At 61.9% G+C, this 23,063-nt stretch carries 20 protein-coding genes and 1 pseudogene; 14 read left to right on the top strand and 7 right to left on the bottom strand.

The annotated features are described in order from the left end of the window. Window positions 1-288 (bottom strand): ATP-binding cassette domain-containing protein (locus AC1D06_RS19150; protein ID WP_477987466.1); only part of this gene is annotated, 288 nt, incomplete at its 3' end. Between AC1D06_RS19150 and AC1D06_RS19145 the strand changes: the two are divergent. The 11 genes and pseudogenes from AC1D06_RS19145 to AC1D06_RS19095 form a co-directional block, all read left to right on the top strand. Beyond that, window positions 284-358 (top strand): annotated as a pseudogene (locus tag AC1D06_RS19145) (amino acid ABC transporter permease); the annotation flags it as partial. The gene AC1D06_RS19150 and the pseudogene AC1D06_RS19145 overlap by 5 nt on opposite strands. A 365-nt stretch (window positions 359-723) precedes the next feature. Beyond that, entirely contained in the window at window positions 724-1,503 is a 780-nt protein-coding gene (locus AC1D06_RS19140) for a glucose 1-dehydrogenase (RefSeq protein WP_477987465.1), read from the top strand. 22 nt (window positions 1,504-1,525) lie between these two features. After that, window positions 1,526-2,593 (top strand): zinc-binding dehydrogenase, encoded by a 1,068-nt coding sequence (locus AC1D06_RS19135; protein WP_477987463.1) that lies wholly within the window; start codon window positions 1,526-1,528, stop codon window positions 2,591-2,593. Window positions 2,594-2,600: 7 nt separating this feature from the next. Next, entirely contained in the window at window positions 2,601-3,623 is a 1,023-nt protein-coding gene (locus AC1D06_RS19130) for a Gfo/Idh/MocA family protein (RefSeq protein WP_477987462.1), read from the top strand. Next, window positions 3,620-4,606, top strand: coding sequence for a zinc-dependent alcohol dehydrogenase (locus tag AC1D06_RS19125; RefSeq protein WP_477883106.1), 987 nt, complete (start codon window positions 3,620-3,622; stop codon window positions 4,604-4,606). Before AC1D06_RS19130 ends, AC1D06_RS19125 begins: the two co-directional genes overlap by 4 nt. Next, window positions 4,606-5,664, top strand: coding sequence for an SDR family oxidoreductase (locus AC1D06_RS19120; protein ID WP_477883104.1), 1,059 nt, complete (start codon window positions 4,606-4,608; stop codon window positions 5,662-5,664). The genes AC1D06_RS19125 and AC1D06_RS19120 overlap by 1 nt, the downstream gene beginning before the upstream one ends. Window positions 5,665-5,691: 27 nt before the next feature. Beyond that, window positions 5,692-6,714: an ABC transporter permease gene (locus AC1D06_RS19115; protein WP_477987461.1), complete on the top strand. Its 1,023-nt coding sequence runs from the start codon at window positions 5,692-5,694 to the stop codon at window positions 6,712-6,714. Beyond that, on the top strand, window positions 6,711-7,778 hold the full coding sequence (locus AC1D06_RS19110; protein ID WP_477987460.1) for a substrate-binding domain-containing protein: 1,068 nt from the start codon (window positions 6,711-6,713) through the stop codon (window positions 7,776-7,778). Before AC1D06_RS19115 ends, AC1D06_RS19110 begins: the two co-directional genes overlap by 4 nt. A gap of 69 nt (window positions 7,779-7,847) precedes the next feature. After that, the gene (locus AC1D06_RS19105; RefSeq protein ID WP_477987459.1) at window positions 7,848-10,361 is read left to right on the top strand and encodes an ATP-binding cassette domain-containing protein; all 2,514 of its coding nucleotides are present in this window, start codon (window positions 7,848-7,850) and stop codon (window positions 10,359-10,361) included. A 96-nt stretch (window positions 10,362-10,457) separates the two neighbouring features. Then, entirely contained in the window at window positions 10,458-10,982 is a 525-nt protein-coding gene (locus tag AC1D06_RS19100; protein ID WP_477883097.1) for a VOC family protein, read from the top strand. 47 nt (window positions 10,983-11,029) lie between these two features. Further along, window positions 11,030-12,142, top strand: coding sequence for an NAD(P)/FAD-dependent oxidoreductase (locus AC1D06_RS19095; protein WP_477987458.1), 1,113 nt, complete (start codon window positions 11,030-11,032; stop codon window positions 12,140-12,142). On the opposite strand, the gene AC1D06_RS19090 is transcribed toward AC1D06_RS19095, so the two are convergent. After that, entirely contained in the window at window positions 12,139-13,008 is an 870-nt protein-coding gene (locus AC1D06_RS19090) for an NAD(P)-dependent oxidoreductase (protein ID WP_477987457.1), read from the bottom strand. The two genes, AC1D06_RS19095 and AC1D06_RS19090, sit on opposite strands and share 4 nt — an antisense overlap. Window positions 13,009-13,150: 142 nt before the next feature. Between AC1D06_RS19090 and AC1D06_RS19085 the strand changes: the two genes are divergently transcribed. Both AC1D06_RS19085 and AC1D06_RS19080 read left to right on the top strand, forming a co-directional pair. Next, complete coding sequence (locus AC1D06_RS19085; RefSeq protein WP_477883091.1) at window positions 13,151-13,468, top strand: putative quinol monooxygenase; 318 nt, start codon at window positions 13,151-13,153, stop codon at window positions 13,466-13,468. A 141-nt stretch (window positions 13,469-13,609) separates the two neighbouring features. Then, a complete protein-coding gene (locus tag AC1D06_RS19080) occupies window positions 13,610-15,313 on the top strand; it encodes an extracellular solute-binding protein (RefSeq protein WP_477987456.1) in 1,704 nt (567 codons plus the stop codon). Between the two features lie 43 nt (window positions 15,314-15,356). On the opposite strand, the gene AC1D06_RS19075 is transcribed toward AC1D06_RS19080, so the two are convergent. Genes AC1D06_RS19075 through AC1D06_RS19055 form a run of 5 tightly spaced genes read right to left on the bottom strand, consistent with a single transcriptional unit; the run spans window position 15,357 to window position 21,164 of the window. Continuing rightward, a complete protein-coding gene (locus AC1D06_RS19075) occupies window positions 15,357-16,484 on the bottom strand; it encodes a CobW family GTP-binding protein (RefSeq protein ID WP_477987454.1) in 1,128 nt (375 codons plus the stop codon). 30 nt (window positions 16,485-16,514) lie between these two features. Further along, window positions 16,515-17,768: a M24 family metallopeptidase gene (locus AC1D06_RS19070; protein WP_477987453.1), complete on the bottom strand. Its 1,254-nt coding sequence runs from the start codon at window positions 17,766-17,768 to the stop codon at window positions 16,515-16,517. 60 nt (window positions 17,769-17,828) lie between these two features. Then, window positions 17,829-19,160, bottom strand: a complete 1,332-nt coding sequence (locus AC1D06_RS19065) for a dihydrolipoamide acetyltransferase family protein (RefSeq protein ID WP_477987452.1) — start codon at window positions 19,158-19,160, stop codon at window positions 17,829-17,831. 1 nt (window position 19,161) lies between these two features. Continuing rightward, window positions 19,162-20,145, bottom strand: coding sequence for an alpha-ketoacid dehydrogenase subunit beta (locus AC1D06_RS19060; RefSeq protein ID WP_477883081.1), 984 nt, complete (start codon window positions 20,143-20,145; stop codon window positions 19,162-19,164). Further along, a complete protein-coding gene (locus AC1D06_RS19055; protein WP_477883080.1) occupies window positions 20,133-21,164 on the bottom strand; it encodes a thiamine pyrophosphate-dependent dehydrogenase E1 component subunit alpha in 1,032 nt (343 codons plus the stop codon). Before AC1D06_RS19055 ends, AC1D06_RS19060 begins: the two co-directional genes overlap by 13 nt. 789 nt (window positions 21,165-21,953) lie before the next feature. Between AC1D06_RS19055 and AC1D06_RS19050 the strand changes: the two genes are divergently transcribed. Beyond that, on the top strand, window positions 21,954-23,009 hold the full coding sequence (locus AC1D06_RS19050) for a ketopantoate reductase family protein (RefSeq protein WP_477883078.1): 1,056 nt from the start codon (window positions 21,954-21,956) through the stop codon (window positions 23,007-23,009). Window positions 23,010-23,063 lie beyond the last annotated feature (54 nt).

Below are 23,063 nucleotides of genomic sequence, written 5' to 3'. Positions count from 1 at the left end.
GCGCTGGCCGCCGGAGAGCTGCGCCGGCTTGCGGTCGAGGAGCTGGGTAAGCGACAGGATTTCCGCCGCCTTCGCCACTTCCGACTTGATTTCCGCCTTGCTGCGGCCGGCGAGTTCCAACGCAAAGCCCATATTCTGCGCCACCGTCATCTGTGGATAGAGCGCATAGTTCTGGAACACCATGGCGATGTCGCGATCCTTGGGCTCCAGGTCGTTGACACGCCGTCCGTCGATGGCGATGTCGCCCGCGGTCACCGTTTCCAGTCCGGCGATCATCCTGCGCGACATGATCTTCAGTCAGATCTTTCAGCCGTTGACGGTCTTCGGAGTCGTCGGGATACTCTATTTCTTGATATGATTTCCGCCGAGCATCATGGGCACGCACCAACAACGCAAGTTTGCGATTTCGGAGCACCGAGATGGCTCGGCACGATCGCCTTTCGCCCGCATCGGACGCCGACCTCCACCACGACACATCTGGCCCTTGGCCTGCGCAAATAACTGCTCGGATAGGCAGAATCCGATCCCCAATCCGTTATTCCGGCCTGCCGCCAATATTCTCATTTTGAGAAAATTAGAGCAGGGCGGACCGAACCTTTTGGCTAGGATCAAAATGCGGCGGTCAGAGGAGCATGTCGCGCAATATTTCGCGTCGCAGCTGGCGAAAACGGCTGACAAACGCAAGTATTACCAGGAAATCCGTGATCGGTCAGGGAGGACGCGGTGTCGGGCACGGTTAGCGAGAAATCGATCATTGTCACCGGCGCGGGCCGCGGGATCGGCGCGGCAATCGCGCGGGATCTGGCCCGGAACGGCGCGAAGGTCTGTGTCGCGGACCTCAATCTGGATTCTGCGAAAAAGGTGGCTGCGGAGATCGGCGGCGGTACTATCGCAGCCGAAGTCAATGTCACGGACAGGGCGAGCACGAAGGCGATGATTGCCGCCACCGTCGAGGCTTTCGGCCGGCTCGATGTGATGTTCAACAATGCCGGCATCAGCCAGACATGCCAATTCATGGACGTGACCGAGGAGGACTGGCGCCGCATCATGGATGTCAATGGGCTCGGCGTGCTGGTCGGCACCCAGGAAGCCGCAAGGCAGATGCAGGCCCAGGGCAGCGGCGGCAAGATCATCAACACGGCTTCGATTGCCGGCAAGCAGGGCTATCCGCTCTTCGCGCATTATTGCGCCTCGAAATTTGCCGTTGCGGCGCTGACGCAAGCGGCCGCACGGGCGCTGGCCGCCGACAGGATTACCGTCAACGCGTTTGCGCCGGGTGTCGTGCGCACCGAGCTTTGGGAACAGCTTGACCGCGAATTCGTCACGCTCGGCCTGACGGAAAAGCCGGACCAGGCCATCAATGAATTCAGCCAGTCGATCCTGGCCGGCCGCTATGCGCGGCCGGAAGACATTACCGGCGTCACGACCTTCCTCGCATCGACGGGATCGGACTACGTGACCGGGCAGACCTACATGGTCGATGGCGGAATGGTGCTGATATGAACCTGCCTCAGGAGTGCGCTTTATGAAAGCCGTGAGATTTCACGCAGCCAAGGATATTCGTGTCGAAGACGTGCCTGCGCCGTCGGCGAAACTCGGTGCTCACGACGTGCTGATCAAGCCGTTGGTGACCGGCATCTGCGGCACCGACCTGCATGAATATATAGCCGGTCCGATCGTGACGCCGCAAAAGCCGCATATCTATACCGGCGCCACCAATCCGCAGATCCTCGGCCATGAATTCAGCGCCGTGGTTGCCGACAAAGGATCTGATGTATCCAATGTCAGGGTCGGCGACCGCGTCTCGATCCAGCCGCTGATTTCGCCGCGCGATGATTATTACGGCCGCCGTGGCCTTTATCATCTCAGCGAAAAGATGGGCTGCGTCGGGCTGAGCTGGGCCTGGGGCGGCATGTCGGAACTGGCTGTGGTCAATGATTACAATGTCGCGGTGGTGCCGAAGGGTGTGAGCAATGTGCAGGCGGCCATGATCGAGCCGGCGGCGGTTGCCGTCTATGCCGCCGATCGCGGTGGCGTGACATCGGGATCGACGGTGCTGATTTCCGGTCTCGGCCCGATCGGTGCGCTGGCGCTGCTGGCGGTCCGGGCCGCAGGCGCTGCCGTCATCTTCGTCAGCGAGCCGAATGCCTATCGCCGCAACCTGGCGAAACAGCTGGTGCCCGACGCCATCTGCCTCGATCCGACCAAGGAAGACGTGCCTGCCTTCATCAAGGCGCATACCGAGGAAGGCGTCGGCGTCGATGTCGCCATCGAATGCGTCGGCCTCGAAGCGAGCCTCAATAGCTGTGCCGCTTGCGTGCGCCGCCAGGGCAAGGTGGTGCAGACCGGCCTGCATATGAAGCCGGCCTCGATCGATGCCATGCTCTGGGCCTTGAAGGACATCACGCTGGAAGCAACCTGGTGCTACCCGGTGCAGAGCTGGCCGCGCATCATCCGCATGGTCGAAGCGGGCTTGTTGCCGGTCGAGAAGATCTGCACGGCCGAGATTGCGGCGGACGATGTCGTCGAGAAGGGTTTCGACGCCCTTCTCGACAAGTCCGTCAACCACATGAAAATCCTCGTCACAGTTTGAGAGTGCCATGAGCAGGACGCCTGTAAAAGTCGCTATTATCGGCCTCGGCTGGTGGGGCAGGAAGATGACCGCCGTGCTGAAGAAGGCATCGGACGATATCGAAATCGTCTGCGCCGCCGAACCCAATCCTGCCGGCGCCGCCTTTGCCGCAGAAAACGGATTGCTTTGCTATCCCAGCGACAAGGAAGCGCTGGCCCATCCCGGCGTCGAAGCCGTCATTCTCGCGACGCCGCATTCCCTGCATGCCGAGCAGATCGAGCGCGCCGTCGCTGCGGGAAAACATGTCTTTTGCGAAAAGCCGCTCAGCCATAGCCGCAAGGGTGCGGAAGCCGCGGTCAATGCCTGCCGGTCGAAGAACCTCGTGCTCGGAATGGGCCATGAGCGCCGCTGGGAACCGCCGGTGGCGCAGATGATCGAGGCCGCACGCGCGGGCAGGCTCGGTCGACTGCTGCAGATCGAGGCCAATTTCAGCCATGACAAGTTCCTGACGCTCGCCAGCGACAACTGGCGCCTCAACGCAGCCGAAGCGCCCGTCGCCGGCATGACCGCGACCGGCATTCATCTGACCGACCTTTCGGCGGCATTGTTCGGGCCGGCGCGCGACGTGCGCGTTTCCTGCGAGAATCTCGGCTCGGCATTTCCGCAGGGCGACACGATGAGCGCCCATATCCGCTTCAAGTCCGGCGGAACGGCCTATATTTCGGCGACGCTGGTCACCCCCTTCGTCTCGCGCTTTGCGCTTTACGGCACCAAGGGCTGGATCGACATCCGCGACAAGGCGCATGTCGAAGCGCCCGACGGCTGGGTGGTGACCTCGGCAGAAACCAACTCGCCGATCACCGTCACCGAAGTGCCGCCGGCCGAACCGGTGCGCGACAATCTCGTGGCCTTTGCCCGCGCTGTACGCGGCGAAGCGCCCTACCCGATCACCGGCGACGATCTGATCAACAATATCGCCATCCTCGAAGCCATCATCGCCTCGGCGGCGCAGGATGGTGCGGTCGTCAACGTCCAGGGAGATCCGACATGAAGGCACTTGTGTTTGAGAAACCCGACCAGCCGGTCGTCATCGACACCCCGATGCCAGTGATGGAGGATAGCGAAGTCCTGGTGCGCACCCGTACCGTCGGCATCTGCCATTCCGACTATGAGCTCCTCGCCGGACGCTACATCATTCCGATCTCCTATCCGGTGACGCCGGGCCATGAATGGTGTGGCGAGATCGTCGAGGTCGGCAAGGGCGTGAAGAATTTCCGCGTCGGCGATCGTGTCGTCGGCGAATGCGTGGTGCGGACACCGGATCGGCTGCACCATTTCGGCTTCTCCATGGATGGCGCCGACAGGCAATATTTCAACGTCAATCCCGACTGGCTGCACAAGCTGCCGGATAGCGTCGACGACAATCGCGGTGCGCTCATAGAGCCGTTTACCTGCGGCTTCTATGCCGTGCTGCGCTCGGGCGGCACCAATGCCAGCGAAACGGTCGTGGTCTCGGGCGGCGGCACGATCGGCCTTGTCTCCGCGGCGGCGGCCATCGGCATGGGCGCCAATGTCATCGTCGTCGATCCGATCCAGACCCGCCGCGACATCGCACTGAAGCTTGGCGCCACGGAAGCGCTCGATCCCTCGGTTGCCTCCGAGCGCATCAAGGAGGTGACGCAGGGCCGGGGTGCGGATCTCGTCGTCGAGGCTTCGGGGCATAGCGCCTCGCTGGCGGCTGCCTTCGACTATGTCGGCCAAGACGGCCGGATGTCGATGGTCGGCATCAATATCGGCCAGAAGATTTCCGCCGATCTCGGCCTTATCCAGATGAAGAACCTGACCATACGCGGCTGCATCGGCTCGCCCGGCGTCTGGCCGGCCGCCATCCGCTTTCTCGAGCGCACAGGCATCGACCTGTCGCCGATCCAGACCCATCATTTCAGCCTCGCCGACGCCGTGCAGGCCTTCCAGCTCGGACTGAACCCGCAGGCCTGCATCAAGGTCACGCTCAATATGGAGGGGCTCAACTGATGGCTCGCCACGCGCTTATCGCCGGCATTTCCGGCATTATCGGCCGTCATCTGGCCGAACGGCTGACGGCCGAAGGCTGGATCGTCAGCGGCATTTCCCGCCATGCGCATGACCTGCCCGGCGAGATCAGACACATCGCTGTCGACCTGACGGATGCCGGCGCGGTGAAGCAGGCCCTGAAAAACGTAGCCCTCACCGACGTCTTCATCACCGCCTGGCTGCGGCAGGCCACCGAGGCCGAGAATTGCCGCGTCAATGCCGGCATGGTGCGCAACCTGCTTCAGGCCGTCGAAGGCAAGCCGGTCCGGCATGTCGCGCTGGTGACCGGATTGAAGCATTATATGGGGCCGTTCGAGGCCTATGCGAAGGCCAAGCCGATCACGCCGTTCCGCGAGGAGCAGCCGCGGCTCTCCTACCAGAATTTCTATTACGACCAGGAAGACGAAGTCTTTTCTGCAGCGGAACGCCAGGGTTTTGGCTGGTCGGTGCACCGGCCGCACACGCTGATCGGCTATGCGGTCGGCAACCAGATGAATATGGCGGCGACGCTTGGCGCCTATGCGGCCATCTGCCGGGAGACCGGCCGTCCCTTCGTCTTCCCCGGCTCGCCGCAGCAATATGAGGCGCCGGTCGACATCACCGATGGCCGGATCATCGCAAGGCACCTGCTTTGGGCGGCGACCGAGCCTGCCGCGCGCAACAATGCCTTCAACATCGTCAATGGCGAAGTGTTTCGCTGGAACTGGCTCTGGCCGAAGCTCGCCGAGCATCTTGGCCTCGCGGCAGCCGCCTATCCCGGCCACGCGCAGCCGCTCGACGAACAGATGAAGGGCATGGAGCCGGTCTGGGACGCGATCGTCGCCAGGCACGGGCTGCAGGGCAACCCGCTGAACACCGTGGCCTCCTGGTGGCACAGCGATGCCGACCTTGGCCGCGTCATCGAGAATTTCACCGACATGACCAAGAGCCGCGACATGGGCTTTTCCGCTTACCAGAACTCGCTCAGGTCTTTCACCGACGCCTTCGACAGGTTCCGTGCCGCCAAGGTTCTGCCGTGAAGGTTTTGCGACGAGGAGCGAACTGAGATGAACGCGACCCCCATGGCTGCTCAAGCGCTTCCCAGGCAGGACCTGCTGCCCATGCCGCTGGCCAGGAGTTTTGTGACCGTCGTCTTCTCGACGCTTGTTCTTCTCGTCATCTGCCTGATCTTCGCGCCGTCGAGCCTTTCGGGAGGCGCGCTGTCGGGAAGCCTGCCCTTCGCGGCCATCATTGCCATTGTCGGGCTGGGGCAGTTGCTGGTGGTGCAGCAAGGCGGCTTCGATCTGTCGCTGCCCGGCGCCGTATCGCTCGCCGTCGTGGTCGCAACCCACTATCCGCAGCAGAATGACGCGCTGCTCTACCAGGCTGTGCTCGTGTCGGGTGCCTTTGCGCTCGCTGCCGGCTTCCTCAATGGCATCCTCGTCAGCTTCTTCGGGCTGAACGCGATCATCGCCACCATCGGCACCAATGCCCTGCTCTATAGCGCTGTGTTTGCGGTGTCGGGCGGCGTTCCCTCGATCACCACCAACCTTTTGGCGGATATCGCCGGCGGCGAATCGCTGGGGCTTCCGAACTCGGTCTATTTCGCCCTCGGTGCCTTGGCCGTGGTGGCCTTCGTGCTGAAGAAGACGGTCGCCGGCCGGCGCTTCGAGGCAATCGGCGCCAATCCGAGGGCCGGGCGTGCGGCGGGCTTGCGCGTGCGAGAGCATCAGATGATGGCCTATGTCTCAGCGCAGCTTCTCTATTGCATGGCAGGCACTCTGATTGCCGGGATTACACGGGAGCCGACGGCTTTCCAGGGCGACAGCCTGCTGCTGCCTTCGGTCGCGGTCGTGGTGCTCGGCGGCACCTCGCTGCTCGGCGGCCGGGGCTATCCGATCTCGACGGTGATCGCTGCCTTCTTCCTGAACCAATTGAGCCAATTCGCACTCTCGGTCGGCGTGCCGTTTTCGGCTCAAACCATCATCCAGGCCTTGGCGCTGGGTTTTGGCATCGGTGTTTACTCGCTCCGCTGGCGGGTGAACGTAAGAAAAACGACTGGAACAAAAAACGTGGAGGAACAGAAATGAAATACGGTTCTATCGTCAAAAGTTTGGCCTTCTCCGTGACGGCCGCAATGATGGCGGTCGGCAGCGCCAACCTCGCCAAAGCCGAGACACCCAGCTGGTGCGGCCCGAAAAAGGCGACGCTCGCACTGCTCGACGGCTATGGCGGCAACAGCTGGCGCCAGGTGACCACCGCTTCGGGCAAGCAGACGGTCGAGCTTTGCCCCAGCATCACCAAGTACGAATATGCCGATGGCCAGGGCGATACGCTGAAATCGATCTCCGACATCAAGAGCATGGCGGCCAAGGGCGTCGATGCGCTCGTCGTGTTCGGCGATGCCGGTCCCGCCGTGCTTCCGGCGATCACCAGCGTCTACAAGTCCGGCAAGATCATTGTCCCCTATCGCGTCAATGTCGGCGGCAAGGAAGGCAAGAACTATTCGAAGTTCATCGGCTCGTCCTTCGTCAACGACGGCGAGAACTGGGGCAAATGGATCAAGGGCGTGCTGCCGAAGGGCGGAAACGTGCTGTTCCTCAGCGGACCGGCCGGCAACAGCCAGGGCCTGGACGAGCTCAAGGGCCTGAAGAACGTTCTCGGTGCGGAATATGTCTTCGTCAACCCTGCCCCGTTCGACGTTACGAACTGGGATCCAGCACTGACCCAGAAGGTGCTGACGGCCGAAATCGCCAAGAATGCCAAGATCGATGTGATCGTCTCCGACTTCGGTCCGTCGCTGGTCGGCGCACTGCCGCTGTTTACCAAGCAGGGCAAGTCGATCCCGGCGCTCGCCACGTCCGACGGCAATTCGCTAGGCTGCTTCTTCGAGGCCAACCAGGCAAGCAATCCGGACTTCAAGCTGTTCACGGTCGCGACCGGCAATGACAATGTGAGGCTCGCCGTGCAATGGGCCGTGGCGCTCGCCACCGGCGGCACGCCGCCGAAGGACGAGATCTTCAAGGCGCCGGTATTCGAGGACTCGGTGTCGGGCAATCCCCATGCAGTGCAGTGCCGCAAGGATCTGCCGGGCGCGATCTACATGTCGTCGGAACTCCCCGCCGAGGCTCAGGCCAAGGCTGTCAGCCAGTAAGTTCAGGCTGCGATGAACCCTGCCCCGGAGGAAAAAACTTCCGGGGCAACCTTTCCCAAGGGTGGACCCATGGACATGATGGTAGCAGATGCCAAAGCGATCGAGACGGACATGTTGGCACAATGCGACGTGACCATCGCTCTGGCCGGAATCGACAAATATTTCTCCGGCGTTCCGGCGTTGCGCGACGTCAATGTCGAATTCTATCCCGGCGAAGTGCATGCCATCCTGGGTGAGAACGGCGCCGGCAAGTCGACGCTGATGAACATCATCTCTGGCACATTGCAGCCCAGCGAAGGCGAAATCAGTTTCGAAGGGCAGAAAATCCAAGAGATGACGCCGGAGGTCGCGGCGTCCCTCGGCATCGCCATCTGCTTCCAGCATCCCGCCGTTCTTGAAGACCTCTCCGTGCTCGAAAATCTCCGCGTGGCCCTGCCCGCTTCGGTCTTTTCGGGCCGTCCGGCGCATGATGTCGCCCAAGAGATGCTCGATACGGTCGGGCTGCAGCTGCCGCTGCGCATGCGCGCCGATCAGATGACGGTCGCCCAGAAGCATTTGCTCGAAATTGCCAAGGCGCTGGCGCTGAAGCCCAAGGTGCTGATCCTTGACGAACCCACTGCCTCGCTCGACCAGGAAGCGACCGACATGCTGTTCGGCCGCATCCGCGAGATCGTCAAAGCCGGCACCTCGGTCATCTACATCACCCATCGCCTCGCCGAGATCCGCCAGATTGCCCACCGCGTCACGGTGCTGCGCGACGGACGCGTGCGCGGGTCGGCACTGGTGGACGACATCAGCGACGCCGAGCTGGTCGCCCTGATCGTCGGCCGTACGCTCGAAGCGGCCTTCCCGCCGAAGTCTGAACGCGCAGCCGAGGAGATGGCCTTTTCGGTCGCCGGCCTCTGCGGCAAGGAGATCCGCAATATCAGCTTCGATGTGCCGCGCGGCCAGATCGTCGGCGTCGCAGGCGTTGCCGGCAACGGCCAGTCGGAACTGATGCGCGTGCTGGCCGGCCTGCAGTCGGCAGAAGGCACCATCACCTTGCATGGCCGCAGGCTCAATCAGCAGCAATTGATGCACGAGGCCGCCTTCATGCCCTCCGACCGGCATCGCGAAGGTGTCGCAAGCGGCCTGACCGTGCGCGAAAACGCGACCTTCTCGGCGCTGGAGAAATTTGCCGTGGGCGGCATCATGAGCCGCCGGAAAGAGCATGAGCAGGTCAAATCCATCTTCGGCGAACTGGCGGTCAAGGCGCCAAGCATGGAGGCACCGATCCTGTCGCTTTCCGGCGGCAATCAGCAGAAAGTGGTCATGTCACGGGCGCTGCTGTCGAAACCCGGTCTCATTGTCGCCGACGAACCGACACAGGGCGTCGACGTCGGCGCGCGTTTCGAAATCTATCGCATCCTGCGCGATGTTTCGGATGCGGGCACGCCTGTCATCGTCAACTCCTCCGATGCCGTCGAACTTGAAGGCCTTTGCGACAAGGTCGTCGTCATGTCGCGCGGGCATGTCGTCGAGATCGTGACCGGGGAGGATGTCACGGAGGAGCGGATCGTCGCCGCCGCGGTCAAGGCGGACACGCACGGCGTCGAAAGCGCTTCAACAGTAGTGGTGCCGCAGGCAAAAGGGCTGCGGCATTTCCTGCAATCCGACAATGCGCCGGCCGTGCCGCTGGCGATGGTCACCGTGCTTCTAGGCCTCTATGTCAACGGCCAGAACGACAACTTCCTCTCGGTCTACAACATCTACAACATCTTCCTGCTGGCGACGGCGCTCGGCTTCATCGCGCTTGGCCAGACGGTTGCGTTGCTGATGGGCGGCATCGACCTGTCCGTCGGACCGCTTGCAGGGTTCCTTGTCGTCATAGCCTCGTTCTTCGTCAATGACGATCAATCGGCTGTGATGATCGTGACGGGCTTCGTGCTGATGTTCACGGGTGCTTTCATAACGGGTACCGTGAACGGCCTGCTGATACGCTACGCGAATTTCACGCCGATCGCCGCGACGCTTGCCATGTATATCGCCATTCAGGGCCTGAGCTTCCTGCTGCGGGACAATCCGGACGGCTATATCAATTCGGACGTCACCGACTGGATCAACTGGCAGTGGGGGCCGTTCCCCGTCGCCTTCCTCGTCCTGGTGGCCGTGGCCCTGGCTGCCGAATATATCCTGCGCCGGACGAAGGCCGGATGGCGCTTGCGGGCGGTCGGCTCGAACGAGGAGTCGGCGCGCAGGATCGGTACGCGTGTCGATCTGGTCTATATCGCGGGTTATGTCGCCTGCTCGGTGTTGACCGGCCTCGGCGCGGTCATGCTGATGACCCAGATCGGCGTTGGCGATCCGCGCCAGGGCGTCAGCTATACGCTTGCCAGCATCACGGCCGTGGTGCTGGGCGGCACGAGCCTCACCGGCGGGCGCGGAACTTTCATCGGAACCGTTCTCGGCGCCGTCCTGCTGACGGAGGTTTTGAGCGCCATCACCTTCCTGAGCCTGACGCAGACTTACCAATATCTGTTCCAGGGCCTGTTGATCGTGGTCGCAGCGCTGATCTACACGGCGGTCCGCAGACGCACGGCGTGATGTTTAAATCGGTCATTGCGGCCGCTCGGTATTCCGGCGGCATGAGCCACAGATGCTCCAGGTGAATTCAAATCGCATTTTTGACAGGAGGATTTCATGGCGGAGAAAGTTCGTGGCATGCACCATATCGGCATCACCGTGCCGGATATCGAAGAGGGCATCGCCTTCTTCAAGGCCGTCTTCGGCGCGATCGAGGTGTTCCGCACCGGGCCGTTCGATGTCGACCAGGATTTCATGAAGAACAAGCTGGGCGCCTCGGCGCAATCGACCATTCGCGACCTGGTCTTCCTGCGCTGCGGAGAAGGGACCAGCGTCGAGCTTTTCCAATATGCCGGCGAAAATGAGTCGCGGCCCAAGCGCTCTTCGGAAGTCGGCGGCATGCACCTTTGCTTCGAGGTCGATGACGTTCATGCCTCGGCGGAACGCTTGCGGGTGCAAGGCGTAGAAATGCTCGATGGTCCCAATCTCGTCGAAGCCGGACCTTTGGCCGGGTTCAACTGGATCTACTTCCGGGCACCCTGGGGGCAGATTCTCGAGGTCGCAAGCTTCGACAAGCTCGGCTATGAAGAGAATACGCCCCACCGCCTCTGGCGGGCGAAGCCGCAGAACGCACAGCCATGATCGACCGCTTGGTCTGAACCGGGCTCTGCTTCACCAAGGGAGAAGCAATGGACTCGGTCGAATGTGTCATCGCCGGCGGCGGCGCGATTGGACTGGCAATCGCGCGTGCGCTTGCACTGCGCGGGCACGAGGTGCTTGTCATCGAGCGCAATGCCGATTTCGGCCTGGAGACGAGCGGCCGCAATTCCGAGGTCATCCATGCCGGCATTTACTATTCACCCGGCAGCCTGAAGGCGCGTCTATGCCGCCAGGGTCGGGACATGCTGGTGAACTATCTCATCCGTAGCGATGTCCCGCATCGGATTTGCGGCAAATTGATCGTCGCCGGCTCTTCCGAGCAGGACGGAAAGTTGGCGGCCATCGAGGCGAATGCGGTTGCCAATGACGTGACGTCTCTACGACGGCTCTCTCGAGATCAGATTCGTGAACTGGAGCCGGAGCTCGTCTGCGAGAGCGGGCTTTTTTCGCCTGGCACAGGCATATTCGACAGCCGTGCTTATATGGGTGCGCTGCTTGCTGATACGGAGGCGCAAGGTGGATCAATTGTCTTCCACACGACAGTTCTCGCCGTCCGGGCTGGGCAGAATGGCTATATCGTAGAGACGTCAGGCGAAGGCGGTGAACATTACAGCTTCAGCTGTGCCGCCTTCATCAATGCCGCCGGGCTCCGGGCTTCTGAGCTCGGCAATCGGATCGAAGCGCCGACGGCTTGGCAAGCGCCCGAGACACGCTTTGCACGAGGCATGTATTACGGGGCCGGCGGCAAATCCCCGTTTCGGCATCTGGTCTATCCCGTGCCCGAGCCCGGCGGTCTCGGCGTTCACCTGACGCTTGATCTCCAGGGCACGATGCGCTTCGGGCCGGACGTGGAATGGATAGAGACGGTGGACTACGGCTTGGACGACAGACGCCGTGAGCATTTCAGGACGGCGGTCAGTCGGTATTGGCCGGGTATTGCACAGCGCGAACTTAACCCGCTCTATTGCGGGGTCCGGCCTAAACTCTCCCGACAGGGCGAGCCGGAAGCCGATTTCCTCATCGCCGGGCCGGAAACACACGGAATGAAGGGCCTAGTCCAGCTTTTCGGCATCGAAAGCCCTGGCCTGACCTCATCCCTGGCCATAGCAGAGCATGTGGTAGGGTTGATCGACCTTGGCTAGGCCTTCGGCGCTCCAGCCAGGCAGAAGAAGTCGGCATCTCCCAATCCTTCGGCATAGGCCTGTTCGAAGCGCTGCCGGACGAGCGCGTTGACCGGAACCGGGATGTGATCGGCGCGTGCCGCACCCAGCGCGAGATCGAGATCCTTGATGATCTGGCTGACCGTGAAAGCGGCCGGATAGTCACCCCTGATCAAGACGTCCTTCTTGTAACCGAGCAGCGGCGTCGCGATAGCGCTCTGCGTCATGACATCGAGCATATCGGACCGGCCGAGCCCGCCCGCCTCCCCGATCGCCAGGGCCTCCGCGATCAGGGCCGAGTTCGCCGCCAGGATCGAATTGATGGCAAGTTTCAGGTAGCGCGCCTGCTCCGCTGGCCCGAGGTAGAATTGCCTGGCGGAAAAGACGGACAGAAGCGCCTGCGCGTCGTCGAAGGCCGATCTTGGGCCGGACACCATGGCTGTCAGCTGGCCGGACGCCGCATGAACCGTGGAGCCGGAGACCGGGACGCGAAGATAGTGCGTCCCCGTCAGCGCAAGTTTCCCGGCGATTTCGGCGGAAATCGAAGGCGACACTGTCGAGATGTCGATGAATATACGGCCAGCACGGAGCCCAGCCAGGAAATCGGGAGTCATGATCCCCGAAAGTGCGGCATCATCCGGCACGGCAGAGATGATCGCATCGACGTTGCCGAGTTCCGCCAGGTTGCGCGTGACGGCGAACCCTTCGGCTTCGGCCTTCGCTGCAGAGGCATCATTGCGCGCGAAAACCGTCACGGCGATACCGGCGGCCATCAATCGCCTGCAGATCGGCAGCCCCATCTTCCCCAGACCGATCCAGCCTACGGTGCGAATTCTGCGCGCGTCCATGTTGCCCTCCCGCTTGTCGCTGACAGGTTTAGCCCAGCACCGCCACCATCCGGTGATCGATAAATTCTCATTTTGAGAATATTTCGCTCGGTACCTGCTTGGTGCCCACCTAGGATGAGGAGATCAAAGAAGGGAGGCTTTGATGATCGGAGTGCTCACATTCCTCCAGGCGCGACCCGACCGGCTCGCGCAATTGATTGATGAACTGCAGGGCGTGATTGCCCCAAGCCTCGACAATCCCTGTTGTCTGGCAATGCATCTGCATGCCGATCCGGACCATCCGTGCCGATTGATGATTTACGAGCAATGGCTGAGCAAGACCGACTTCGACGTCAACGGCGCCCTGCCCGAATCTCAATGGCTGTGGCAGCACCGCATGGAGTTCCTGGAAAAGGACATCGATATCCATTTCTTCGATCTCGTCAGCGCCGTTCCGCGGATCGATGCGGCCACCGGATAGTCACCTGCCTCAGTGATCTTGCAGTTTCCGCCGAGGCAATAGTCGCCGAAACTGGATTCCTGTGACCGGCGGAGGATCCCGCTGGCATCTTGATTTGCGTCATCGAGATGACATCATGACGTCCGGTGGGGAGGCCGGTACATGACCGAATACGAGCTTTTGCGGATCATCAGCTTCCTCGAGCGGATGCGCACTCCCTATGACCATCTGCTGCCGATGGCCGAGCCGGACCCGAACTGGAACATGGTGTTGTTCCTGATGCGCAGCTACCTGCGCAGCCAGCCGGTGACCATGTCGTCGCTGGCGCAATCCGCTGAGGTGCCTTTTGCCAGCGCCATGCGCCGCATCCATAAGCTGATCGAGCTGGGAGAGGTCGAGCAGCAGGAGCGCGCGCCCGGGTCGAAGACCTTTTACGTCATCCCCAGCAAGCGCATGATCGAGAATTTCACCGAATATGCGCGCAAGGTGAAGGCGCTGCTGGCCGAAACGTTCGGGCTGAAGTCAGGCGATGACGACGAGGAAGATTATTATTTCGGTGGCTCCTATCTCGCCGGCCAGATCATTCCGCCGCTCGAAATCATCGAGAGCCGTCAGGATGCCGGGCAAGACCTGAAGTTCCTGCTGCATGACGATAATTATTTCGCCTCGATGCGGGATATGTGGTCGGATTTCCGCGCCAAACTCTCCTCGCGAAAGAACTTTACACTGCTACCATTGCCCAAGCTCCGGGAAGAGGTGCTCGAAAACGCCCGGCGCAAACACAGCAAATACGATGTCATCGCCGTCAACATGCCTTGGCTCGGCGAGGCGGTGAAACGGGATGTCTGCCAACCGCTGACGCAATTCCTGGAAAAGAGCGGCATCAACCCGCTGGATTTCCATCCCAATATCTGGGCGACCGGTTCCTGGAACAAGATCCAATACGGCATCCCGATCTACTGCACGGTGGAGACGCTCGCCATCCGGAAAGACCTGTGCGAAGCCTACAAGCTGCCGCCGCCGACGAGTTTCGACCGGGTGATAGAGGTCGGCAAACAGTTGCATCAGCCGCATCGCGGCCTGAACGGCGTCGTCTGGAATGYGGCCCAGGGCATGCCGATCGCCCATTCCTTCATGTTCTTCATGGCCTGCTGCGGCAGCGCCCCCATCAACCTGCCGACGACGCGGCTCTATATGGATTATTCGCTGCTCTCAGGCGAGCAGATGCGCCCTCGCCTCAGCAGCGAAGCAGGCCGCAAGACGCTCGATTTCATGCATCGGCTGCTGGCGATCTCGCCCCCCGATATCATGACGATCGACTGGAACCGCGGGCTCGAATATTTCATGACCGGGCATGCCGCCATGGCCTATACTTGGACCATGCGCGCCGCCCGCTTCGAATACGACATCCGTTCGGTGGTGAAGCGCAAGGTGGAATATCTCGCCCAGCCGCATGGTCCGGGCGGCGCCAGCATCAACCCGATCGGCGGGTTCCTGCTGATGATCCCGCATTCGCTGCCGCCGGCGCGGGCCAAGCTCGCTTTCGATGCGATATCCTGGATGGCGTCGCCGTCTGCGATGAAGGAATATGTGAAGAACGGCTTTCCGGTCGCGCCGCGCTTTTCCGTCAGCGCCGACCCGGAAGCGGCCGCCAGCACGCCGATCGTCCGTTTCGTCGACCGCCTGGCCAAAAAGAACAAGCTGCAGAACTGGCAAAGGCCGCCAATTCCGGAATATCACAATATCGAGGAAATTTTGGGCGAGGAAATCTATGCGGCGCTGAAAGGGGATATCTCCGATCAGGACGCCCTTGATCGCGCGCAAAATCGCGTCGACCGCGTGATGCGCGACGCCGGATATTATTGATATCGGTCAGGGACGGGTCGCTGATCCGAGCCGGATCAAGCGTTCAATCGCCGGCGCGTTGCGCCCGTGCTTTCTGCCGTGCCCTGAAGGTTCGCTCGCTCATGCGATCGAGCAATTCGATAACGTCCTTCAGGCTATCCCTTGCGATGCCCTGGGTGATGAACACCACGCGCGTGCGCTCGTCGGCGTCGGGCCAGGCATCGAGCCAGGTCATGGTGTGCAGCAGATGCTGGGCGCCTTGGATCACAGCCGGACGCCCCGGTTCCTCAGCCACGTTGACCAGCCCCTTCACTCGGAGCAAGCCGGGGCCGAGATTCTGCGTTATCCCATCGAGGAGGAATTGCAGCTCGGCCCGCGACATCGGGTGATCGCGAAGCAGGACGAAAGATTCGATTTCCTTGGTGCCGAATTCGTGATGATGGCCATGCGCATGATGGCAATGTTCGTCGCAGACATGACCCGGTTCGACCTCCTGCGCCCGATAGCGTGAGAGCGACAGCCATGGCAGCGGGTTGGCGCGCGGATCCGCCGCGTCGAAGCCAGGCGATGTCAGCAGGGCTGCGATAGCAGGCGTGGACCAGTCCATCGCCGCGATATCGGCAGCCGGGTTCAGCCGTCTCAGCTCCGCAAGCCGATCCTCCGCCGCGGCCGGATCGGCCAGATCGAGCTTGGTGACGCGGATCTGATCTGCCAGCGCCACCTGGCGGATGGCCTCTTCATGATTGGTGCTGGTGCCGCCCCAATTGACCGAGTCGACCAACGTCACGACGCTTGCCACGCGGTAGAGTCCATCCAGCGTCGGTTCCGAAAGGAAGGCCTGCACCACCGGCCCGGGCTCGGCGAGACCGGATGTCTCGATGACGACGTTGTCGAACGCGGCGATACGGCCCGCAAGTCGGGATTGATAGAGCTCGTTGAGCGTGGTGACGAGATCGCTGCGCACGGTGCAGCAGAGACAGCCGTTCTCAAGCACGATCACGGCATCGTTCGAATTGGCGACCAGTGAATGATCCAGGCCGACCTCGCCGAACTCGTTGACCACGACGACGGTCCTGGCGAGGTCGGGAGACTTCAGGGCGGCATTGATCATCGTCGTCTTGCCGCTGCCAAGAAAGCCGGTGACCAGTGTCACCGGCAGCCTTGCCTGCGGATTTTGCCTCATGCTCGCCATGCCGTGTCTCTCCGAGGTCCGAATGTCCGCTCAGAACACTTCGCAGCCTGGAAGGCCGCATGAGATCAGGCGATCGGACGGGAAGTTCGTGATGATCTCGCAGCCATCCTTGGTGACGACCACCTCTTCCTCGATACGCGCCGCACCCGAGCCATCCTCGGCGCCCTTCCAGGTTTCGAGTGCGAAGACCATGCCTTCCTTGAGCGACGTGTTCTGGCCGCGGAAGCGTTTCGAGAAGATCGGCCGCTCCCAGAGCGACAGGCCGACGCCGTGGCCATATTGCAGGAGGAAGGCTTCCTCCTCGTCGCGGTAGCCGAATTCGTGCGCGTCGGGCCAGACGGCTGCCACTTCGTCCGGGGTCACGCCGGGCTTGATCATGTCGATCGAGGCGCTGATCCATTTGGAGGCGGTTTCATAGGCGTTGATCTGATGCTTGTTCGGCTCGCCGCAGATGAAGGTGCGATAGTAGCAGGTCCGGTAGCCATTGAACGAATGCATGATGTCGAGGAAGATCATGTCGCCGGGCTGGATCATGCGGTCGGAAAAGGTGTGCGAATGCGGCCGGCCACGACGGCCGGAAACGGAATTGACGCATTCGACGCGCTCCGAGCCCATGCGAAACAGGCGGTCGTTGGCAATCGCCACCAGTTCGTTTTCCTTGGTGCCGGGGCGGATGGCGCGGGCGATATCGACATAGGTGGCGTCGACCATGCCCGCCGCCATCTTCAACAATTCGATCTCGTCGGCGGTCTTGACCTCGCGGGCATCGAGCAGCGCCTGCTGGCCGTCGACGACTTCGATACCTTCGGCCTCCAGCGCCCGGATCATGCCGAGTTCCATGATGTCGATGCCGAGCGGCTCCTTGTCGATGCCGTATTGGACAAGCGCCTTTTTGATCTGCCGGGCGAAATCCCTGGCGACATTCATGCCAGGCGGGATCGCGCCCTGCATGGTGGTGATGGGTGCAGCAACATTGTCGGCAATCCAGGGTGATGAAATGCGTTTGGCGGGCGGCGCAGGATCCCAAAGATAGGGAGAACCTTCGGCCGGGCAGAGCGCATAACGGAAGAACTTGTCGCGCGCCCATTCGCCGATATGCGTGGCGGTGACATAGCGGATGTTGTCGAAATTGAAGCAGAGCACGCCACCGAGACCGGCATAGCGGATGGCCTCCTGCGCGCGCTTCAGCCTGTCCTTGGAAAGGCGGTGGTAGTCGATGCCTTGCTCCCAGTCCTTGGCTTGGGTTCCGAAAGCGGCGGTCGAATAGGGACTGTTGTATTTCAAGGCAAATTCCTCCGATTGTCTGTCACCGCTGTCGCCCGGCAGCGGATTTGTCTTCTGGCGTCAGGCGAATTCCTGCTCCCAGTTGCGTGTTTCGAGCACCGTCTTCAGCCGAGACAGGAAGGCAGCCGAATAGGCGCCGTCGAAGGCGCGGTGATCAAAGCTCTGCCCCACCATGCCGAGCATCCTGGGTGCGATAAAATCGCCGGCCGGAGTCGAGACGATACCGGGACGGAGCCGGATCGCGTCGGTGGAGAGGATCGCCACCTGCGGCGCGTTGATGATCGGGGCGGTGAACTGGGTTCCGAACGCGCCGTTATTGGTGATGGAATAGGTGCCGCCTGCCATGTCGTCGGCACCTAGCTTGCCGGCGCGCGCTTTCTCGACCAGACGGCCGATGCCTTTGGCTATGCCAGGGGCCGTCAGTTCATCCGCATGCTTCAGCACCGGCACGACAAGGCCCTTATGGTCGAGATCGACCGCGATGCCAATGTGAACGTCTTTGCCACGGACCAGGCGTGTACCGTCGGTGCGGGCGTTGATGTCGGGAAACTCGCGCAATGCGATGCAAACCGCGCGCGTAATGAAGGGCAGGAAGGTTAGCGAAAGGCCATGCTCGGCCTTGAAACCGTCCTTGCGCGCCTTGCGAACGAAATCGATCGCGGTGAAATCCACTTCCAAAGCCTGGAAGACATGCGGAATGGTTCGCCAGTTTTCCGCCAGTCGATCCGCCGTCTTCTGGCGAATGGTGGAGAAGGCAACGACCTCGTCGCGCGGTCCGACGGTGAGGCTTATTGGAGGTGCAACCGCTGGCGAAACCACCGAACCGGCTTGCGATGCCTGCGGCTGCAGCGACCGTTGGGCTTCGGGACGGACGAGTGGCCGCTCTGCCGCATAGGCTCGAACATCTTTCTCGGCGACGCGGCTGAGCCCTCTGTTCTTGCCATCGGCAACGAGGCCTTTGAGGTCGAGCCCCTGTTCGGCAATCAGACGGCGTGCCAGTGGCGTGATGTGCAGGCCGTCTTGCAATGCCTTGCCGAACAGACCCCTTGCCGTGCGCACTTCCTCGAACGCAGACAGGGCTGGTGCAGCCTGCTTCGGCGGTTTGATCTGGCTGTTGGCTGGATGTTCGGTTGCGACTGGCGCTGTGGCGGCGGAAGCGTCCCCCAGCACGGCAACAACCGTTCCGACCGGAGCCGTCACCCCGTCGCCGATCCGGATTTCCGTGATCGTGCCGGCATCGATCGCTTCGACATCGATCGTGACCTTGTCGGTCGCGACCTCGAACAGCCTGTCGCCGGCATTGACGCTGTCGCCGAGCTTCTTGAACCAGCTGACGATCTTACCTTCGGCGACGGTTTCGCCGAGCTGCGGCATGATGATGTTGGCCCCCATCTCAGCCTCCGTTCATCACGCGGCTGATCCGCTCGACGATCCTGTCGGCAGAGGGAAGCGCGATGTCTTCCAGATGATCCGCGGCCGGCAACGGGATATGCGGCGTGGTGATCCGCACGCAAGGGCCGTCGAGATCCCAGAACACCTCGTCAGCGACGATCGAGACGATCTCTGCGCCCCAGCCGCAAAGCCGTGGATTTTCTTCCACGGTGAACAGGCGGCCGGTCTTGACCACCGATCCCAGTATCGTCTGCGTATCGAGCGGCACCAGGCAGCGCACATCGATCACCTCGGCATCGATGCCATGTTCGTCCGCAAGGCGCCTGGCCGCTTCGAGCGCCCGTGGAACCATCATCGCCAAAGCAACAATGGTGCAATCCTTTCCCGGCCGCAGGATCTTCGCCGTGCCGAGCGTGTCGACGATCTCGCCGTCCGGCACCTCGCCCTTGCTGGCGTAAAGCCCCTTATGCTCGTGGAAGATCACCGGGTTGTTGTCGCGGATCGCGGCCGCCATCAGGCCGACGACATCGAGAGGCGAAGATGGCGCCACGACCTTGAGGCCCGGGATCATCATCGACCAGTTCTCGACCGATTGCGAATGCTGCGCGCCGAAGCGCACCCCTGCCCCGTTGCCGGTGCGCACGACCAGCGGCACGGACACCTGGCCGTTGGTCATGTAGCGCGTCTTGGGGAATTCGTTGGCGATATAGTCGAAGCAGACGGCGATGAAATCGGAGAACATGATTTCTGCGATCGGGCGCAGGCCGGTCATCGCGGCACCCATGGCGGCGCCCAGAATGGCCTGTTCGGAAATCGGCGTGTCACGTATGCGGCGAGGACCGAATTCGTCGAACAGGCCGACGGTCGCCTTGAACACGCCGCCCGCCTTGCCGATGTCTTCTCCGAGGAACACGACGCGCTCGTCCCGACGCATTTCCTGCGCGATGCCGCGCACGACCGCATCGCGATAGGTCAGTTCCGCCATGCCCAGCCTCCATCATCATATACATCTGCGGTCAGGATCGTCTCGGGCGCCGGCGGCGACGCCTTGCATGTGGCGGTTGCCTCCTCGACCTTCTCCTTGCTCTGCGCTTCGATCCGGGCGATTTCCTCCGGCGCGATGCCGAAATCGGAGAGACGTTGCCGGTAGATCTTGATCGGATCGCGCTCCAGCCAGCGGTCCAGTTCACCCTCGGGCCGATATTTCGCCGGGTCGGCGCGGGAATGGCCGGAATGGCGATAGGTCAGGCATTCGATCAGTGATGGGCCGTCGCCGCGCCGCGCCTTCTCCAGGGCTGTCTGGGCAGTGCGATAGACGACGTCTGCATCGTTGCCGTCGACGACGATCCGCTCCAGCCCATAGGCCGCGGCACGGTCGCCTGCCGGATGGGCAACCGCGGTGACATCGCCGATCGGCGTATATTCCATGTAGAGATTGTTCTCGCAGACGAAGACGATCGGCAGTTTCCAGATCACCGCGAAATTCAGCGCCTCGTGGAACGCGCCGATATTGGTCGTGCCGTCGCCGAAGAAGCAGACAGCGACATCGTCATTGCCAAGATATTGGGCTCGCCAGGCAGAGCCGCAGGCGATCGGCAGATGCGCGCCGATAATGGCATAAGAGCCCATGACCCCATGGTCGATGGAGGTCAGATGCATCGATCCGCCTTTGCCGCGCATCAGGCCGACATCCCTGAGCATCAGCTCGCCAAGCACCTTTTCCATGCCGACGCCGCGCGCCAGCGTGTGTGCATGGCCACGATAGGTGCAGAAGGATTTGTCGCTTCGCTGCATGGCGCTGCCGAAGGCGGCGGCGATCGCCTCCTGGCCGAGCGAAAGGTGGCTGGTGCCCTTGATCAGGTTCTGCAGGAAAAGATCATGGGCTCGTTTTTCACAGTCCCGAATCTCAACCTGAAGCCGAAACATTTCGAGGCGAGTTTCGACGCCGATATCGTCGTTGGACAGCGCTTCGCCCGGCGGCGCACTCGCTTTTACCTTTGCCATAATGATCCCGATTCCTCCCACGCCATCCCTGCGGACGGCTTGTCGAGAGGCAATCTGCCAGACAAAGCAGCCTGGCTTGGCCTGCAATTTTCTCGAAATGAGAATCTTTGACCTCGATCGAGGCGCTGCTTGGCCAGACAATGTTATTGTTCGTTTGCGAAGGCTATCGGTGCGAAATGGCTGGTGGGCTGTGCCCATCGCCACCAAGATGATTGGGCTGGGTGGCAGGGCGCGTACGGCATTTCACAGACTTCAAGTCGCGGCGTCTTACGGTAAATTCAAAGAAAGCCTCCGCACCCACCTGTGCTGAGATTCATCTGGGGGAGGAAGCAGATGAAGATATGGTGGAGCTGGATTCGCGACTGGCTCGCTGAGTGTGCGAGGCCTTTTGTTTGCCATAGTTGGGATGATTTGTGTGACGAGGCGAGCGAGGGCACGCCCTCACCTAAGAACAATTCGGACAGCGCCTGACTGCAGTCGTACGCTTTCCCTGGTGTCCAAGCCGACAACCGAGGTCGCAGCGGTGCTCGCCGCTCATGTCATCACTGGACGGCGCGTCGCCGGCCGGCACGCCTGCTTTCAACCTGCCATGATTATCTCAAATCCTTCCGTGCCGCCCCGCGGCTAATTTGTCATGCTTCAATTCCGCCGGACAAAACCAAGCCTGGCTCTCGCTGCTTTCTCGAAATGAGAATCTTTTCCCAAGCGTCAGCCTGAGCGCCGGTCCAGCTTGCTCAAGGAGACAACGGCCACAGCAACGTGGTCGAAAGACATGGGAGAGGGACAATCATGGCTTGGGATGGAGCAACAGGGCCTCGCATCGCGTTCCTGGGAACGGGTGCCCAGGGCGCGTCGATCGGTGCGGATTTTGCGCTGGCCGGGCTCGATGTCACCTTCATCGAACAGTGGCCGGCCCATGTCGAGGCCATTCGCGAGCACGGCATCACGGTCAATCTGCCCAGCGGAACGATCAATGCCAAGGTGCCGGCGCTGCATCTCTGCCAGGTGGCCGAAATCAGGGAGCCGTTCGATCTCGTTGTCCTCGTCGTCAAGGCCTATGACACGAAATGGGCAACGCAGCTTATCGAGCCCTGCCTCGCCCCCGATGGGCTGATCGTCGGGTTGCAGAACGGCATGACCCATGAAGACATCGCCGCGATCGCCGGGCGGGAGCGCACCATCGGCGCCGTCATCGAGATCGCCTCGAATATGTGGACGCCCGGCGTCACCAACCGGCAGAACGATCGCGACACATCCTGGTTTGCGCTCGGCGCGCTCGATCCCGCGACCCAACCGCGCGTCGAGACGGTGGCGAGGTTGCTACGCAATGCCGGCCGCGTCGAAGTCACCGACGACATCCGCTCGGCGAAATGGATGAAGCTGGTGGTCAATGCCGCCGAACTGATCCCCTCGGCGATCCTCAACCTGCCGCTCGGCGACGCGGCACGGTGGCCGGGCATGCTCGACGTCATGCGCACAGCCGGCTACGAGGCGATGAATGCCGCCTTGGCGGACGGCGCCAGGATCGTCCCGATCATCGGCATGCCGCCCATGACCGCCAACCATCCGGAGCGTTATGTCGACCAGATTTTCGAAGAGGTTCTGACGATATTCTCGCAGCCCGACACACTGACCACCTCGCTGCAGGATTGGCGCAAGGGCCGCCGGGCCGAGGTGCAGGAGGTCAACGGCTGGGTCGTCGACAAGCTCAGAGAGCACGGGCAGGACGCGCCGGTGAACAGGCGGGTCGTCGAGGTCGCCTTCGAAATCGAGCAGGGAAAACGCGAGGCAAGACCCGAGAATGCCCAGCGTTTGATCGAGGCGTGTCAGGGTGTTCCTGCTTGATGCGGCGCTCCAGCTGCATCCCGCCCGGCGCGCCGGCGAGACGTCCTGGCCGGA

The organism is Rhizobium sp. P2_G2, assembly GCF_056403555.1.
Note: the sequence above shows the minus strand (reverse complement) of the source record. Positions and strands in the feature narration are given on the sequence as shown.

Excerpts from the sequence above, each read along its gene's own strand:
- AC1D06_RS19135 (WP_477987463.1), top strand. The coding sequence starts at position 1,526 with ATGAAAGCCGTGAGATTTCACGCAGCCAAGGATATTCGTGTCGAAGAC.
- AC1D06_RS19055 (WP_477883080.1), bottom strand. The coding sequence starts at position 21,164 with ATGGCAAAGGTAAAAGCGAGTGCGCCGCCGGGCGAAGCGCTGTCCAAC.
- AC1D06_RS19075 (WP_477987454.1), bottom strand. The coding sequence starts at position 16,484 with ATGGCGAGCATGAGGCAAAATCCGCAGGCAAGGCTGCCGGTGACACTG.
- AC1D06_RS19100 (WP_477883097.1), top strand. The coding sequence starts at position 10,458 with ATGGCGGAGAAAGTTCGTGGCATGCACCATATCGGCATCACCGTGCCG.
- AC1D06_RS19065 (WP_477987452.1), bottom strand. The coding sequence starts at position 19,160 with ATGGGGGCCAACATCATCATGCCGCAGCTCGGCGAAACCGTCGCCGAA.
- AC1D06_RS19085 (WP_477883091.1), top strand. The coding sequence starts at position 13,151 with ATGATCGGAGTGCTCACATTCCTCCAGGCGCGACCCGACCGGCTCGCG.
- AC1D06_RS19060 (WP_477883081.1), bottom strand. The coding sequence starts at position 20,145 with ATGGCGGAACTGACCTATCGCGATGCGGTCGTGCGCGGCATCGCGCAG.
- AC1D06_RS19125 (WP_477883106.1), top strand. The coding sequence starts at position 3,620 with ATGAAGGCACTTGTGTTTGAGAAACCCGACCAGCCGGTCGTCATCGAC.
- AC1D06_RS19050 (WP_477883078.1), top strand. The coding sequence starts at position 21,954 with ATGGCTTGGGATGGAGCAACAGGGCCTCGCATCGCGTTCCTGGGAACG.
- AC1D06_RS19095 (WP_477987458.1), top strand. The coding sequence starts at position 11,030 with ATGGACTCGGTCGAATGTGTCATCGCCGGCGGCGGCGCGATTGGACTG.
- AC1D06_RS19105 (WP_477987459.1), top strand. The coding sequence starts at position 7,848 with ATGGACATGATGGTAGCAGATGCCAAAGCGATCGAGACGGACATGTTG.
- AC1D06_RS19115 (WP_477987461.1), top strand. The coding sequence starts at position 5,692 with ATGAACGCGACCCCCATGGCTGCTCAAGCGCTTCCCAGGCAGGACCTG.
- AC1D06_RS19090 (WP_477987457.1), bottom strand. The coding sequence starts at position 13,008 with ATGGACGCGCGCAGAATTCGCACCGTAGGCTGGATCGGTCTGGGGAAG.
- AC1D06_RS19110 (WP_477987460.1), top strand. The coding sequence starts at position 6,711 with ATGAAATACGGTTCTATCGTCAAAAGTTTGGCCTTCTCCGTGACGGCC.
- AC1D06_RS19120 (WP_477883104.1), top strand. The coding sequence starts at position 4,606 with ATGGCTCGCCACGCGCTTATCGCCGGCATTTCCGGCATTATCGGCCGT.
- AC1D06_RS19130 (WP_477987462.1), top strand. The coding sequence starts at position 2,601 with ATGAGCAGGACGCCTGTAAAAGTCGCTATTATCGGCCTCGGCTGGTGG.